Annotated in this window: 11 protein-coding genes and 1 tRNA gene; 3 read left to right on the top strand and 9 right to left on the bottom strand. The window is 69.3% G+C overall.

From position 1 onward, the window contains the following. Positions 1 to 4: 4 nt before the first annotated feature. The 5 genes from MNQ95_RS11245 to araD1 form a co-directional block, all read right to left on the bottom strand. Complete coding sequence (locus MNQ95_RS11245) at positions 5 to 1066, bottom strand: ABC transporter permease (protein ID WP_241952921.1); 1062 nt, start codon at positions 1064 to 1066, stop codon at positions 5 to 7. Further along, positions 1063 to 2592 carry a sugar ABC transporter ATP-binding protein gene (locus MNQ95_RS11240; protein ID WP_241952920.1) on the bottom strand — a complete coding sequence of 510 codons (1530 nt, stop codon included), beginning with the start codon at positions 2590 to 2592 and terminating at the stop codon, positions 1063 to 1065. The genes MNQ95_RS11245 and MNQ95_RS11240 overlap by 4 nt, the downstream gene beginning before the upstream one ends. A 70-nt stretch (positions 2593 to 2662) precedes the next feature. Beyond that, positions 2663 to 3655, bottom strand: coding sequence for an ABC transporter substrate-binding protein (locus tag MNQ95_RS11235; RefSeq protein ID WP_241952919.1), 993 nt, complete (start codon positions 3653 to 3655; stop codon positions 2663 to 2665). A gap of 100 nt (positions 3656 to 3755) precedes the next feature. After that, positions 3756 to 5195: an aldehyde dehydrogenase family protein gene (locus tag MNQ95_RS11230; RefSeq protein ID WP_162410132.1), complete on the bottom strand. Its 1440-nt coding sequence runs from the start codon at positions 5193 to 5195 to the stop codon at positions 3756 to 3758. Positions 5196 to 5244: 49 nt separating this feature from the next. Then, a complete protein-coding gene (gene araD1, locus MNQ95_RS11225) occupies positions 5245 to 6252 on the bottom strand; it encodes an AraD1 family protein (RefSeq protein ID WP_241952918.1) in 1008 nt (335 codons plus the stop codon). 149 nt (positions 6253 to 6401) lie between these two features. On the opposite strand from araD1, the gene MNQ95_RS11220 reads away from it, so the two are divergent. Beyond that, the gene (locus MNQ95_RS11220; protein WP_241952917.1) at positions 6402 to 7352 is read left to right on the top strand and encodes a LysR family transcriptional regulator; all 951 of its coding nucleotides are present in this window, start codon (positions 6402 to 6404) and stop codon (positions 7350 to 7352) included. A gap of 103 nt (positions 7353 to 7455) precedes the next feature. Here MNQ95_RS11220 and MNQ95_RS11215 read toward each other — a convergent pair whose 3' ends face one another. Continuing rightward, positions 7456 to 8382 (bottom strand): Gfo/Idh/MocA family protein, encoded by a 927-nt coding sequence (locus MNQ95_RS11215; RefSeq protein WP_241952916.1) that lies wholly within the window; start codon positions 8380 to 8382, stop codon positions 7456 to 7458. A gap of 94 nt (positions 8383 to 8476) precedes the next feature. Beyond that, complete coding sequence (locus MNQ95_RS11210) at positions 8477 to 9535, bottom strand: aldose epimerase family protein (RefSeq protein WP_241952915.1); 1059 nt, start codon at positions 9533 to 9535, stop codon at positions 8477 to 8479. Between the two features lie 377 nt (positions 9536 to 9912). Here MNQ95_RS11210 and MNQ95_RS11205 point away from each other — a divergent pair, with 377 nt between their 5' ends. Beyond that, a complete protein-coding gene (locus tag MNQ95_RS11205; RefSeq protein WP_241952914.1) occupies positions 9913 to 11637 on the top strand; it encodes an IlvD/Edd family dehydratase in 1725 nt (574 codons plus the stop codon). 102 nt (positions 11638 to 11739) lie between these two features. Then, on the top strand, positions 11740 to 14184 hold the full coding sequence (locus MNQ95_RS11200) for a glycoside hydrolase family 127 protein (protein ID WP_241952913.1): 2445 nt from the start codon (positions 11740 to 11742) through the stop codon (positions 14182 to 14184). An 86-nt stretch (positions 14185 to 14270) separates the two neighbouring features. Here the strand turns inward: MNQ95_RS11200 and MNQ95_RS11195 are convergent, their stop codons facing one another. Continuing rightward, complete coding sequence (locus tag MNQ95_RS11195; RefSeq protein ID WP_241952912.1) at positions 14271 to 15821, bottom strand: alpha-N-arabinofuranosidase; 1551 nt, start codon at positions 15819 to 15821, stop codon at positions 14271 to 14273. A 357-nt stretch (positions 15822 to 16178) separates the two neighbouring features. After that, positions 16179 to 16253: transfer RNA gene (locus MNQ95_RS11190), tRNA-Val, on the bottom strand. Between the last annotated feature and the right edge of the window lie 127 nt (positions 16254 to 16380).

Here is a 16380-nt window from a genome sequence, read left to right as displayed (position 1 = left end):
GCACTCACGTCGCACCTCCCGCCCGGCGCGACAGCCGTGCACGCAGGCGCCCGCGGAACTCGGGCGACTGCAACAGCAGGACCGCCGTCACCAGCAGCGCCTTGACCACCAGGTTCACCTGAGGCGGCACGCCGATGGCATAGATGGTGGTGGTCAGCGCCTGGATGATCAGCGCGCCGACCAGGCTGCCCGCCAGGCTGAAGCGGCCGCCCGCCAGCGCGGTACCGCCCAGCGCCACCGCCAGGATCGCATCCAGCTCCAGCAACTGGCCTGCGTTGTTGGCGTCGGCGCTGGCCACGTTTGAACTGACCAGCAATCCGGCCAGGCCCGCGGTGAAGCCGCAGAACACGTACAGCGACCAGGTGATGGCTTTCGCGCGCACGCCGGCCACGTGGGCGGCGACCGGGTTGTGGCCGATCGCGCGCACGAACAGGCCCAGCGCACTGCGGTCAAGCAGCAGTTTCAGCCCAACGAACACCGCGGCGACCACGAACAGCGAGAACGGCAGGCCGAACAGGAATCCGTTGCCGAGGAAGGCGAAGGGCTCGTAGTAGATGGTCAGGATCTGGCCGTCGCTGACCAGCTGGGCGATGCCGCGTCCGGCCACCATCAGCACCAGCGTGGCAATGATCGGCTGCAGGCCGAGCCTGACCACGAGCAGGCCATTCCAGAACCCGCACAGCAGCGCCACGCCCAGGGCGGCGGCGATCGCCGCGAACAGCGGCGCCAGCCCCTCGCTGCCCGCGGCCTGCATCCGTGCGATCGTCCATGCCGCCACGGTGGCGGCGATGGCGAGCACCGCGCCCACGGAGATGTCCAGGCCACGCACGGCGATCACCAGGGTCATGCCCAGCGACACAAGCACCAGCGGCGCGGCGCGGTTGGCGATGTCGACCAGGTTGCCGTACAGGTGGCCGTCGCGCCATTGCAGCGAAAGGAAACCCGGATTGAACAGCCCATTGCCGAGCAGCAGCAGGGCCAGCGCCAGCAAAGGCCAGAACAGGGGGTGGGCCAGGCCGCGGTGCAGCACCTGCCTGGAGCTCGTGCGTGGCTCCGCGCCGCTCATGCGCCCGCCGCGCCGGCTGCACGAACGGCGGGCTCGTGCGCGGCAAGCAGGGCCAGCACCTGGCCTCCGTCGCTGCCTCCCGGGAGTTCACCGGCTTTGCGCCGCTCGCGCATGACCGCGATGCGGTCGCTGAGGCGGGTCAGTTCCTCGATCTCGGCGGAGATGAAGAGCACCGCCATCCCCTGGCGGGCGAGGCGCAGCACTTCGGCCATGATTTCCTGCTTGGCGGCAATGTCTATACCGCGCGTGGGTTCGTCCAGCACGAGGAGCCTCGGCTGCGTGGCCAGCCAGCGCGCGAGCACCACCTTCTGCTGGTTGCCGCCGGACAGCGCACCGACCGGGGTCTCGATGTCGGCGACCTTGATCCCGAGCAGCGCGACTGACTGCCGCGCCAGTTCCTCCTGCCTTGCGCGTGGCAGCGCGCGCCACCAGCCCATCCGGGCCTGCAGTGCCAGGACGATGTTTTCGCGGACCGACAGGCCTGCCACGATTCCCTCGGTCTTGCGCTCTTCAGGGCATAGCGCCAGCCCGTGCGCGACCGCCTCGGCCGGATGCCGCAACTCCACCGGCCCGTGTTCCATGCGCAGTTCGCCGCAGTCGGCACGATCCAGCCCGAACAGCAGTCGCGCCAGTTCGGTGCGCCCGGAACCGAGCAGACCACCCAGGCCCAGCACCTCGCCGGCGCGCAACTGCAGGTCGACCGGCTGCAGGCTGCCGCGCCGACCCAGGCCGCGCGCCTCGACCACCACCAGTGCATCCACCGGCACTTCGTGGCTTGCGTCGCGTCCGCCGGCCAGCTCGACCTCGCGCCCCACCATCGCCGAAACCAGCGCGGCCTGGGGCAACTGCGCCGGCAGGTACTCGCCGACCAGCGCGCCGTTGCGCAGCACGGTGATGCGATCGGACACCGCATACACCTGGTCGAGGAAATGGGTGACGAACAGGATCGCCATGCCGCGCTCGCGCAGCCGGCGCATCACCGCGAACAGCTCGCGGACCTCGTCCTCGTCCAGGCTCGAGGTCGGTTCGTCCAGGATCAGCACCCGTGCCGACACGCCCAGCGCGCGCGCGATCGCCACCATCTGCTGCACCGCTACCGGGTAGGCCGCCAGCGGCAGGTCGACGTCGATGTCCAGGCGCAGCTCGGCGAGCAGTGCACGCGCCCCTGCCCGCACCTGCTTCCAGTCGACCAGCCCGAACCTGCGCGGATAACGGCCGGCATACAGGTTCTCGGCCACCGACAGGTTCGGGCACAGGTTCACTTCCTGGTAGACCGTGCTGATGCCTTCGCGCTGCGCCGCCAGCGGCGAAGCCGGGGCGATCGTACGCCTGTCCAGTTCGATCGTCCCGGCGTCGACCTGCTCCACGCCGGTGAGCAGCTTGATCAGGGTCGACTTGCCGGCGCCGTTCTGTCCCATCAGCGCGTGGATCTCGCCGCCGCGCAGGACAAGACCGGCACCGTCCAGCGCCACGGTACCCCCGTAGCGCTTGGCCAGGCCCCGCGCCTGCAGCACGACCGCGCTCAACCCGGCACCCACGCCGGGACGACGGACGAAGCGGATGGCAACGTTCGCATCGCCGGCGCCACGGACGCGATCAGTACTTGCGGTTGGGCAGTTCGGCCGCGGCCTGGTCGCGGGTGAACACACCCTCTTCGACCTCGACGCGCCTGGCCACCGGCTTGCCCGCATGCACGTCGCGGATGATCTGGGCCAGTTGCGGACCGAGCAGTGGATTGCACTCGACCGTGGCGTTGAGCTTGCCGGCCTTCATCGCCTCGAACGCGCCACGCACGCCGTCGATGGAGACGATGCGGATGTCCTCGCCCGGCTTGAGACCGGCCTCCTCGATGGCCTGGATCGCGCCGATCGCCATGTCGTCGTTGTGCGCGAACAGCACGTCGATGCCGTCGCGGCCTTCGGCCTTGAGGAAGGCTTCCATCACTTCCTTGCCCTTGGCCCGGGTGAAGTCGCCGCTCTGCGAACGGACGATGGCGAAGCGCGGATCCTGGCCGATTACTTCCTTGAAGCCCGCCATGCGGTCGATCGCCGGGGCCGAACCGACCGTGCCCTGCAGTTCGACGATGCGGACCGGGCCGGCCGCGCCCGAGCTTTTGCGGGACGCGGAGTCCTCGAGCAGCCAGCGCGCGGCGCGACGGCCTTCCTCGACGAAGTCCGAGCCGATCAGCGTGGTGTAGAGCGAGTCGTCGGACACGTCCACCGCGCGATCGGTCAGCACGACCGGGATATTGGCGACCTTGGCCTCGCGCAGCACCGTCTCCCACCCGGACTCGACCACCGGCGAGAACGCGATCACGTCCACGTCCTGGGCGATGAACGAGCGCAATGCCTTGATCTGGTTCTCCTGCTTCTGCTGCGCGTCGGAGAACTTGAGGTTGAATTCCGGCGCGACCAGCGCTTCCTTCACCGAACGGGTATTGGCGGTGCGCCATTCGCTCTCGGCGCCGACCTGGCTGAAGCCGACCGTGATCGCGTCCGCCTTCGCCGCAGCGTCACCGCCACCCTTGCCGCAGGCGCCGAGCACCACCGCGCACAGCATCGCCGCTGCCAGCTTCAAACCCTTGTCCATCGCTCCTCCCTCGATGCATGTGGTGCCTCCGCCGTCGCCCCGGCCTTGCCGTCGGCGACGTGCCACGCACCCTCCAGTGCGCGGCCGCGGAAGTCGCGGCTCATGCCGCGGTATAGGCCGTCTTGACTGTCGTGTAGAACTCCACCGCGTAGCGCCCCTGCTCCCGCGGCCCATAGCTGGACGCCTTGCGCCCGCCGAACGGCACGTGCGGATCCACGCCCGCGGTCGGCAGGTTGACCATCACCATGCCCGCCTGCGCATGCCGCTTGAAGTGCGTGGCGTACTTGAGCGAGGTGGTGCAGATGCCGGCGCACAGGCCGAATTCGGTGTCGTTGGCCAGCGCCAGCGCGTGCTCGTAGTCGTCGGCGCGCAGCAGCGCGGCGACCGGCCCGAAGATCTCCTCGCGGGCGACGCGATCCGACGGCTTGGCCGCGAACAGGGTCGGCGCCAGGAAGTGGCCCTTCGTTTTCCATTCCACGCGCTCGCCACCGGCGAGCAGTTCGCCGCCGTCCTCGTGCCCGGCGCGGATGTAGGCCAGGTCGGTGTCCAGCTGCGCCTGGCTGGCGACCGGACCGATGTCCACGCCAGCCTCGAGCGGATCACCGACCTTCACCTTCGCCAGCCGCGCCTGGACCTTGGCCACGAAGGCGTCGTAGATGCCGTTCTCGACGATCAGCCGGCTCGACGCGGTGCAGCGCTGGCCCGTGGAGAAGTACGCGCCGTTGACCGCGCACTCCACCGCCTTGTCCAGGTCGGCATCGGCCAGCACCACCAGCGGATTCTTGCCGCCCATTTCCATCTGCACCTTCAGCGCGCGCGCGGCCGCCTGCCTGAGCAGCGCATGGCCGGTCGGCGCCGAACCGGTGAAGGTCAGCGCGTCGAGCTTCGGGTGCTCGACCATCGCCTGGCCGACGATGCGGCCGCCGCCGAGCACCATGTTGAACACGCCTTCGGGCAATCCGGCGCGGGACAGGATCTCGGCGATCGCCCAGGCGCAGCCGGGCACGATCTCCGCCGGCTTGAACACCACGGTATTGCCGTAGGCCAGCGCCGGCGCGATCTTCCAGGCCGGGATCGCCAGCGGAAAATTCCACGGCGCGATGATGCCGACGGTGCCGACCGGCTCGCGGGTGATCTCCACGTCCACGCCCGGGCGCGTCGAGGCCAGCTTCTCGCCGGGGATGCGCAACGCCTCGCCGGCGAAGAACTTGAAGATCTGTCCGGCACGCGCCGCCTCGCCGATGCTCTCGGCCAGGGTCTTGCCTTCCTCGCGTGCGAGCAACCGGCCCAGTTCCTCCTTGCGGGCGAGGATCTCGCTGCCGACGGCGTCGAGGATGTCGGCGCGCTGCTGCGGATTGGACAGCGCCCATTTCGGCGAAGCGGCGCTGGCGGCATCGACCGCCTGCGCGGTGCGCGCGGCATCGAGCACGCCGTAGTGGCCGACCGGCGTGGCCAGGTCGGAGGGGTTCTCGTCGGCGTGGCCACCATCGCCCTCGACCCACTGGCCGGCGATGTAGCTGCTGAAACGCTGTTCGCTCACGGTTTTTCTCCTTTCCTGTCCTGGCGTGCGGGCTGGTGCCAGCGAAACCTTACAGCGCGCGCACGCCACCGGGGGCAAAACCCGCGGCGACGGTTTGCAACGGGTTGACCAGCGGCGCACCGAGCTCCGGCAGGTCGACCTCGAACACGTCGCCGGCCTCGGCGCGGACGCCATCGGCGAAGCTGAGCGTGGCGGTGCCGAAAAAGTGCAGGTGCACGTCGCCAGGACGGCGATGCGCGGCGTACTTGAAGTGGTGGTATTCGAGGTTCTCCAGCGAATGGCACATGTTGGCCTCGCCGGTGAGGAAGGGCTTTTCCCACAGCACCACGCCGCCGCGGCGGATGCGGCTGGTCCCGCGCAGGTCGCGCGGCAGCGCGCCGGTGCGCAGCTCCGGGCCGACCGCGCACGCACGCAGCTTGGAATGGGCCAGGTACAGGTAGTTCTGGCGCTCGGTGACGTGGTCGGAGAACTCGTTGCCGATCGCAAAACCGAGCCGGTACGGGGTGCCGTCCGGGCCGATCACGTACAGGCCGACCAGTTCGGGTTCCTCGCCGCCGTCCAGGGCGAAGTCCGGGGACGGCAACGGCGCGCCGGGCGCGACCAGGATGGAACCATCGCCCTTGTAGAACCACTCGGGCTGCGCGCCGGCCATGCCCGCCTCCGGCGCGCCGCCTTCCACGCCCCACCGGAACATGCGCATGGAATCGGTGAGCGTGCCCGCGTCGGCCTGCTGCTTGAGGTTCTGGTGCATCGCATCGCGCGCGGCCGCGCTGCCCAGGTGGGTGAGGCCGGTACCGGTGACCCGGCAGTGCGCGGGGTCGGGATGATGCAGCGGACCGAGTACCCGCCCGGCCTGCAGCAACGCCGCGTAGTCGAGGGTCGTCGTACCGAGGGTCGCCGCAGCCTGTGCTCCCAGGCTCCGGCCCGCGGCCAGGGCCGCGTGGGCGAGCGCATAGGTCGAATCGACATCCTCCAGCAAGGTCACGCGGCTCGCGTCGGCGTCGACGGCGCCCACCCGCGTGTTCCCGGCCTCGTCCCGCAGCTGGATCAGTCGCATCTTTACCTTCCGCCCGACTCGTGGATGGGAAGGCAGACCGTCCCGGGAGGGACGGAACGTGCCTGCACCCATTCTGCCCACTGAAGGAATATGCATCCAATCCGATTTCCTGCATAACATATACGAACATTTGTATCCGTGGAGTCGCCGTGCCGCAGAACATCCCCTGGTTCGTCCGTGCACGGCTCAAGACCCGGCAGCTCATGCTGCTGATCGCGATCGACGAGGAAGGCAACATCCATCGCGCCGCCGAAACGCTGGCGATGTCGCAACCGGCCGCCTCCAAGCTGCTCAAGGACCTGGAGGAAATGATCGGGGTGCCGCTGTTCGAGCGCCTGCCCCGGGGCATGAGCCCGACCTGGTACGGCGAGACCATGATCCGGCACGCGCGTATCGCCCTGGCCAGCCTCGGCGAGGCCGGCGCGGAGATCGAGGCGCTCAAGGGCGGCCTGGCCGGCAACATCGCGGTCGGCGCGATCGCCGGGCCGGCGATGAGCCTGCTTCCGACCGCGCTGGCGCGGATCGCCCGGCAGCACCCGGACCTGCGCGTGTCGCTGCTGGTGGAGAGCAGCGACGTCCTGCTGGAACGGCTGGAGCAGAACCGGCTCGATTTCCTGGTCGCGCGGCTGTTCGAACGCCATGACAAGCGCTACCTGCACTACCAGGCGCTGGCCGAGGAGGATATCTGCGCGATCGCCCGGCCCGGCCATCCGATCCTGGCGCTGGATGCCCCCGACCTGGCCGAACTGGCGCGCGCCAGCTGGATCGTGCCGCCGGAGGGCAGCGTGCTGCGCCACCGTTTCGAACTGATGTTCCGCAGCGCCGGCCAGCAACCGCCGCGGCAGGTGCTGGCGACCACCGCGCTGATGTTCATGACCAAGATGCTGCAGGAAAGCGACTACCTGGCCGTCGTGCCGGTGGACGTCGCCCGCCACTACGCCGAACACGCCATGGTCCGGATCGTGCCGGTGGACCTGTCCTGCAGGATGGACTCGTTCGGGATCATCACCCGCACCGACTGGCTGCTGTCGCCCGGCGCACGCACGGTGCTGCGTGCGCTGCAGGAGACCGCCACGGAAATCTACGGCTCGCCGGCCTGATCCGGCGCCCTGTAGAGACGGACGCGTCCGGCTGCGCGCAAGCCGCAACGTCGTGGATATAGCGGCATAATCTCCGCTCGAGGTTCGTCGGTCGCTGCGGCGATCAGTCGTGGAACGCGTCGACCTGTCTGCGCCGGCCCAGCATGAACGCATCGGCGACATGGCGCAGCGGCGCGAGATCGACGTCGGACTCGCCGGCACGGATGATCGCGGCGAAACGCCGGTACAGCATCGGATACTCCTGCTCCGGCTGCTCGTGCACCACGCGCCCGTCGATCGACAGCCGGGCGCCGCCCTCGGACAGCAGCATCTCGCCGGCGTCCGTCAGCGCGACGATGTCCCAGCTCTGCCTGCCGGTCTGGCGCCAGTCGAATTCCGCCGCCAGGTCCAGGCCTTCCGCATCGCTGAAGGTGATCGATGCGGCGATCGGCGCCTCGCGGTTTTCCGGGAATTCCAGCATCGCCGCGGTGGCGAACACCGGGTTCGGCAGGATGCGGGTGACGATGGAAAGCGCGTTGATGCCGGGGTCGAACACGCCCAGGCCGCCGGGCTGCCAGATCCATTCCTGGCCCGGATGCCACTGGCGCACGTCTTCCTTCCAGGCCACGCGCATCGAACGAATCCGGGTGCCGGCGAGGAATTCCCGCGCGGCTTCCACGGCCGGCGCGTAGCGCGAGTGCCAGCTGGCGAAGAGCGAAAGCCCCTTGCCCGCGGCCAGCGCGGCGAGGCCTTCGACTTCCGAAAGCGTCGCGCCCGGCGGTTTTTCCAGGAACACGTGCTTGCCGGCCGTGAGCGCCTTCACCGCCGCTTCGTAACGATACTGCGGCGGCATGCACAGCGAGACGGCCTGGATCGACGGTAGCGCCGAGAGCATTGCGTCGATCGAGCTGAAATTTTCTATGCCCTCGACCCGCCCGTGGCGACTCGCCGCGGCGACCAGCCGGTAGTCGTCGTTGCCGGCCACGGCCGGCAGGTGCTGGTCGCGAACGATCTTGCCGATGCCGACGATGGCGAGGTTGATGGGTGGCACGGGTGCGGTCTCCGGGGAAGGCCGATCGATGCGGGCATCGGTCGAAGTGCGGTTACGGTAAGGCCTGGTCGACAGCGATTGGACGCTGCTGGCTTCAGGCGCGCTCCAGCGCCGCCGCCACTTCTTCCCAGGGGCGCGTCCGGCCGGGCATGGCGAAGCGGTACTCGATGCGCCGCCGGAAGGTCGTGCCGGGGCGCAGGATCGCGTCGGGAAACGCAGGCCGGTTCGGCGCATCCGGAAACCCTTGCGGCTCCAGGCACAGTCCGCGCCCGAGGCCCGGGTGCTGCCGGTCCAGCCCGTGGCCGCCATACAGCTGCAGCGCCGGCGCATCGCTGTCGATGCGCAGCGCGATGCCGCTGTGCGGCGAGTACAGCATCGCCGCGTAGTCGCTGTGCGCATCGAGCACGAGGCAGTGGTCGTAGCCGCCTGCCGTGCCCAGTTGCGGATCGCGCCCATCGAAGGCCGCATCGAGCGTGCGCGCGGCGCGGAAATCGAACGGTGAACCGGACACGCCAGCGACTTCGCCCAGCGGGATCAGGGCTTCGTCCACCGGCAGGTAACCGCTGGCCGGGACCTGCAGCCACTGCGCCGACGCAGGCACCGCCGGATCGCCGGCGAGGTTGAAATAGGGGTGGTGGGTCGGGTTGAACGGCGTCGGCCGGTCGCTGGTCGCCTCGAAGTCCAGGCGCAGGCGCGCGCCCTGCAGCCGATACGTCGCGCGCACGTCGAGGTTGCCGGGATAACCCTCTTCCCCGTGCGGCGAGCGGTAGCGCATCACCAGGGTGGACGCATCGGGGGCCTCCACCGTCCACAGCCGCCGACCGAAACCGGATGCGCCGCCGTGCAAATGGTTGCGGCCCTGGTTGGCGGTGAGCCGGAGTCGTTCCCCATCCAGCGTGCAGGCCGCGCCGGCGATGCGGTTGCCGAAGCGCCCGACCAGGATGCCGAGGTAGGCCGGATCGTCGTGATAGGCCTGCGCGTCGCCCAACCCGAGCACCAGCCCGGTACGACCGTGGGCACCGGGGAACTCCAGCCGCGCCAGGATGCCGCCCAGGTCGAGGATCTCCGCCGACAGCCCCTCCGCACCCCCCAGCGTCCAGGCATGCACGGGGGTGCCGTCATCCAGCCGGCCGAATGGCCTCGTTCGCGTCATCCCCGGTTCCCCTGCCCGCTTCCGGCCGCGACCCGGCCGCGCGCAGGATAGTCGCGGCGCCCCGCACCCACCAATGTCATCAGGGGCATGGCAGGCGCCCCGAATGGAATAGCTGCGCACGCGCCTGCAACCGCATGGATCGCATCGTGTCCCGGGAAGGGTGTCTCGCGCATCCCCGCCGTCGCCCCACCGAGCGAAAACAGGGTGCCCTCTGCGATCTACGCTCGATTGCAATACGCGTATCGATCCGGGCGCATTTGTTATTTTTCGGGCATTCCCCCGACGGGTAGCATCGTCGCGCAACGGACCGCACCGTGCTGCCTGGAATAGGTGGCGTTGCGGCCGAATCCACCCGCCGGGCAGGAATCCCCGATCGCATGAGCGACTCCAGCAAACCGCCCTTTCGCAGCCGCCAGTGGTTCGGCCGGGAGGGCAAGCAGGGCTTCTATTACCGCAGCTGGCTCAAGGGGCTGGGCCTGCCGCACGACCTGTTCGACGGTCGGCCGGTGATCGGCATCTGCAATACCTGGTCGGAGCTCACCCCGTGCAACAGTTCGCTGCGCGAGCTGGCCGAGCACGTCAAGCGAGGCGTGTACGAGGCCGGTGGCTTTCCGCTGGAATTCCCGGCGATGTCGCTGGGCGAGACCCAGATGCGTCCTACCGCGATGCTGTTCCGCAACCTGGCCAGCATGGAGGTGGAGGAGTCGATCCGCGCCAACCCCATCGACGGCGTGGTGCTGCTGATGGGTTGCGACAAGACCACGCCGTCGCTGCTGATGGGCGCGGCCAGCGTCGACCTGCCCACGATCGGTGTGTCCGCCGGGCCGTCGCTGTCGGGCAACTGGCGCGGCAAGCCGCTGGGCTCGGGCACCGGCGTGATCGAGATGTCGGAGATGGTCCGCGCCGGCACCCTTTCGCAGGACGAGTTCACCGAAGCCGAGTCGTGCATGCAGCGCTCCACGGGCAGCTGCATGACCATGGGCACCGCCTCGACGATGGCCAGCATGGTCGAGGCGCTGGGCATGTCGCTGCCGGAGAACGCGGCGATCCCGGCGGTGGACGCGCGCCGCTTCCGCCTGGCGCACCTGTCGGGCCGGCGCATCGTGGAGATGGTGCGCGAGGACCTGCGCATGTCCAGGATCCTGACCCGGGCGGCGTTCGCCAACGCGATCCGCGCCAATGCCGCGATCGGCGGATCGACCAACGCGGTAATCCACCTGCTGGCGATCGCCGGCCGGCTGGGCGTCGAACTCTCACTGGACGACTGGGACGCGCTGGGTTCGCGCCTGCCCTGCCTGGTCAACCTCAAGCCGTCCGGCGAATACCTGATGGAGGATTTCTGCTACGCCGGCGGGCTGCCCGCGGTGCTGCGCGAGATCGCCGCGCAACTGGACCTGGACGCCATCACCGCCAACGGCCGCACGCTGGGCGAGAACATCGCACAGGCGCCGTGCTGGAACCGCGAGGTGATCCGTCCGCTTGCGCAGCCCGTGCGCGCCGAGGCGGGCATCGCCGTACTGCGCGGCAACCTGGCCCCCGACGGCGCGGTGATCAAGCCGTCGGCCGCCTCGCCGCAGCTGCTGCGCCACCGGGGCCGCGCGGTGGTGTTCGAGAGCATCGAGGAGTTCAAGGCACGCATCGACGACGAGGCGCTGGACATCGACGAGACCTGCGTGATGGTGCTGAAGAACTGCGGCCCGCGCGGATATCCCGGCATGGCCGAGGTCGGCAACATGCCTTTGCCGCCCAAGCTGCTGCGGCGCGGCGTCACCGACCTGGTCCGCATCTCCGACGCGCGCATGAGCGGCACCGCCTACGGCACCGTGGTCCTGCACGTCTCGCCCGAAGCCGCCGCCGGCGGTCCGCTGGCGCTGGTGCGCGAGGGCGATTTCATCGAACTGGACGTGCCCGGCCGGCGCCTGCACCTGGATGTCGACGAGGCCGAGCTGGCACGTCGCCGCACCGAATGGACCGCACCGCCGGCACCGGCGCGCGGCTGGTCCAAGCTGTACGTGGACCACGTGCAGCAGGCGCACCTGGGCGCGGACCTGGATTTCCTGGTCGGCGGCAGCGGCGATGCGGTCGGCCGCGACTCGCACTGAATTCCGGGATTGCCCCGCCCCGTTTCCGGCCCGGACCGGAACTCCCGTGCGGGGCGGGGACTTTCTCTCCGACGGGCCCAGGCCCGGCCCGCTGCGCTGAGCATGGCTACGCGGCAATTCCAGGGCGTGGACGCCGACCGGCGCAGGCTGCTGGGCGCGCTTGTGCCGGCGGCGCTCCTGCCGCTGGTACCGCCGCTGGCACGCGGCGCCACCGCGCCCGCGGCGCGGTCGCTGCACCTCCCCGCACCCGGTGACGTGCGCTTGGGTGAGGGCCTCTTCGCCCGATCGAATGCACTCAACCTGCGATATCTCGCCACGCTGGACATGGACCGGCTGCTGGCGCCGTGCCGGATCGAAGCCGGCCTGCCCTCGCCCGCGCCGAAGTATCCGAACTGGGAATCGATGGGCCTGGACGGCCACACCGCCGGCCACTACCTGTCGGCACTGGCGCAGCAGGCCGCGCAGGGCGATGCGGATATGCGCCGCCGGCTCGACTACATGGTCCAGGCGATGGCCGCGTGCCAGCGCGCCAACGGCGACGGCTACGTCGGTGGCGTACCGGGCGGTCGCGTGCTGTGGCAACGGGTCGCATCCGGCAACTTCCAGGCGGAGTCGTTCTCGCTGGAAGGGGCGTGGGTGCCGTTCTACAACCTGCACAAGACCTTCGCCGGCCTGCGCGATGCCTGGCTACTGACTGGCCAGGCGCAGGCGCGCGCGGTGCTGGTCGGCTTCGCCGACTGGGCGGAGCGGCTCGTCGCCCACCTCGACGACGTGCAACTGCAGCGCGTGCTCGACACCGAACACGGCGGCATGAACGAAGTGCTGGCCGACGTATGCGCCATCACCGACGATCGTCGCTACCTGGCACTGGCGCGGCGCTTCTCGCACCGCGCCCTGCTCGATCCGCTCCTGCGCGGCGAGGACACGCTGGACGGCCTGCATGCCAACACCCAGATTCCCAAAGTGATCGGTTTTGCCCGCATCGGCGAGCTCGACGGCGACGAAGCGTGGATCGACGCGGCGCGATTCTTCTGGGAACGGGTCGCCCTGCACCGCAGCATCGCTTTCGGCGGCAACAGCGTGCGCGAGCACTTCAATCCGGCTGGCGACTTTTCGCCGATGGTGCAATCGCGCGAAGGACCGGAAACCTGCAACAGCTACAACATGCTGCGCCTGACCCTGCTGCTGGACCGGCTGCGCCCGGATCCGCGGCATGCGGACTTCTACGAGCGCACGCTGTTCAACCACATCCTCTCCACCCAGCATCCGCAGCATGGCGGACTGGTCTACTTCACACCGGTCCGCCCACGCCACTACAGGGTGTATTCGCAGCCGCAGGAGTGCTTCTGGTGCTGCGTGGGCAGCGGCATGGAAAACCATGGGCGCCACGCCGCGTTCGTCTACGCGCACGACGAAGGGACGGTGCGGGTCAACCTGTACCTGGATTCGCAGCTGCGCCGGCCCGGGCGCGGACTGGTATTGAGCCAGCTGACGCGTTTCCCGGAAGAGCCGCGCAGCGAACTCCGGCTGTCGCTGGAGCGGCCGCAGAAGTTCGCGCTGGAGCTGCGCCATCCGCACTGGCTGCAGGGGCCGCTGCAGGTGATGGTCAACGGCCGCGCCTGGCCCCTGCAATCCACGCCGTCCTCGTACGCGCGCATCGAGCGTCGCTGGAAGGACGGCGACCGGGTCGAGATCGCGCTGCCGATGCACACGCGGATCGAGGCCCTGCCCGACGGATCGGACTGGGTCGCGGTGATGCATGGCCCGCTGATGCTGGCCGCGCGCACCGGCGAGGAAGACCTCGAAGGCCTGGTCGCCGATGCCGGCCGTGGCAGCCACATCGCGCCGGGTCCGTACCAGCCGCTGGACCGGGCGCCGATGCTGGTCGGCGATCGCGACACATTGGCCTCCGGCATCGTCCCGCTGGACGATCCACTGGTGTTCAGCGCCGCTGGACTGGTCCAGCCCGCCGGATTCGGCGCGCTGCGCATGGAGCCGCTGTACCGCGTGCACGACGCGCGCTACATGGCGTACTGGCGGACCACGACAGTCGCGGGGTATCCGGCCCTCCTGGCCGCGGTCGAGGTCGAGGAACGCGCGCGCCAGGCGCTCGAAATACGCACCGTGGACCGGGTGCAGCCGGGCGAACAACAGCCGGAAGTGGAGCATGGCTACCAGGGCCGGGATTCGGCGACGGGCCTGCACCTGGGCCGGCGCTGGCGTGATGCCGGCGATGCATTCGGCTACCGCCTGGCGGCTCCGCCGGTCATCGGCGACGACACGCCGCTGGCGCTGCGCTTGACCCTGTTCGGCGGCGACTGGCATGTCGCCATGGTCGTGCAGGCCAATGGCGTCGAGCTGGCGACGCTGCAGTTCGATGGCTCGGATGTGGACGATTTCATCGAGCGCGAGATCGCCCTGCCACCGGCGCTGGCCGGTGCGGCGCGCGACGGCGGCCTCGAGGTGCGTTTCATCGCCCACAACACCCGCCGCACCCCGCGCCTGTTCGACCTGCGCCTGCTGCGTACGGACGCAGCATCGCCCTGAATCTCCGGCCGCCGCTGATCGGCGGCGGCCATCGGCAGGTCAGCCGGCATGGCGCAGCCCCGCCACGGGGCCGTGCCGGCGCCGGATCAGTTCGCCTTCAGCCCCACCACCGCCACCGAATGCGGCGGCAGGCGCAGCTTCCCACCGTCCAGCTTCACCGGCACCGGTGCCACGGTCCGCTTCGCCTCGAACGTGTTGACCGAATCCATCCGCGGCGCGGTGAGCAACTGGCCGCTGGCCGAAGCCGGATCGAAGCCGGCAACGTCCAGGGCCACTTCCACCGGGCGGGTCGGATCGATGTTGGTCACCGCTATCCAGAGCGTTCCCTGCGCGTCCCTGGCGGCGATCGCATCCACCCGCGGCAGGACGATGTCGCCGACCTTGTAGCTGCCCTTGTCGAAGGCCACCGGCACGAAGGTCGCGTCCTGGAACGGGACGTACATGTGGAACACGTGGTAAGTCGGCGTCAGCAGCATCTTCTCCTTGTCGGTGAAGATCATCGCCTGCAGCACGTTGACCATCTGCGCGATGTTGGCCATGCGCACGCGCTCGGCGTGGCGGGCGAAGATGTTGATGTTGAGCGCGGCCAGGATCGCATCGCGCATCGAGTTCTGCTGGACCAGGAAGCCGGGAGTACTTCCCTCGGTTTGCGCCAGCCAGGAACCCCATTCGTCCACCACCAGCGCGACCTTCTTCTCCGGATCGTAGCGGTCCATGATCGCCGCGTGGGTGCGGATCATCTGGTCCATGCCCAGCGTTTCATGCAGGAACTTCGCGTATTCGGCCTCGCCGAACCCGGTGGCCTTGATGCTCGGCGGCCAGCCGTTGATGGTGTAGTTGTGCAGCGACAGCCCGTCGAGGTTCCAACTCCAGACCCGCTCGGACCAGGCCTTCATCACCGCCTCGGTGTACTCGGTCTTGGCCCCGTCCGGGCCGACCGCGATCTGCTTCATCTTCTGCGACGGGTCGTAGTTGCGCGTGTAGCGGGCGAAGACCTTCATCAGGTCGACGTAGTAGTCGCCCGACATGGCGCCGCCGCACCCCCAGTTCTCGTTGCCCAGGCCGACGAAGGGCACCTGGAACGCCTCCTTGCGGCCGTTGGCGATGCGCTCCTTCGCCAGCGCGGTCGGGTGCACCGCGGTCATGTACTCGAGCCAGTCCGCCGCCTCCTGCACCGTGCCCGAGCCGACGTTGACCGAGATGTAGGCATCGGCACCGACCTGCTCGATGAAGTCGAAGAACTCGTGGGTGCCGAACTCGTTCGGCTCCATCACCCCGCCCCAGTTGGTGTTGACCATCGCGCGACGCTGGTCCTTCGGCCCGATGCCGTTGCGCCAGTGGTACTCGTCGGCGAAGCAGCCGCCCGGCCAACGGATGTTCGGCACCTTCAGGTCGCGCAGCGCGGCAACGACGTCGTTGCGGACGCCGCGGGTGTTGGGAATCTTCGAATCCTTGCCGACCCAGATGCCCTCGTAGATGCCGTGACCCAGGTGCTCGGCGAACTGGCCGAAGATGTGGCGGTCGATCGTGGGACCCGGCTTGCCGGCATCCACCTTGACGACGACGTCCTGGGCGAAGGCAGGCAGCGCGGACGCGCTCGCGATGGCCAGGGCCAGCAGGGTTGATCGCAGGTGCATGCAGTTCTCCTTCGGACGCTTGCGGGCAGGCGCACGATGGCGCCCACGAGGGCTTCGGGGAGAAGTGGTGGAAGATCACCTGGTCCGTTCGCAACAGACATGCCGGGACGCAATGTACCGGCGACACGCGGATCGCCGACCTGCCCCTCCGCCCGTCCTCTCCCCGGGTGGATGCCGCGACGATGCGCGAAGAAGCCAGAACGATCCAATGACTTTTTCCCGGTTTTCGATATCCGAAACGGTATCGACCGGTGCCCGGCATCGTCCGCGCAGGCGCGCCGATGCACCGCACGCGACGGGACTGGAACGAAATCGAAGGGTTCCCGAGGAATCCACCGGGCCCGAAGAGGACCGCAGTGGTGGGCGGTACAGGGTTCGAACCTGTGACCCCTACCATGTCAAGGTAGTGCTCTACCGCTGAGCTAACCGCCCGGTGCTGCCAACCTGCGCGGATTGCCCGCGGCAGGGCGCGCATTCTACCCCGCGGCCGGGGCCAGCCACAACCTGGCGGCACGGTCGCGCCGTCACTGCAGGTCCGTTCGCCGCCGCGCATGTACCC

The organism is Pseudoxanthomonas daejeonensis, from assembly GCF_022637495.1.
GTDB lineage: Bacteria > Pseudomonadota > Gammaproteobacteria > Xanthomonadales > Xanthomonadaceae > Pseudoxanthomonas > Pseudoxanthomonas daejeonensis.
The sequence above is the reverse complement of the archived record's forward strand: the minus strand, read 5'-3'. Positions and strand labels throughout refer to the sequence as shown.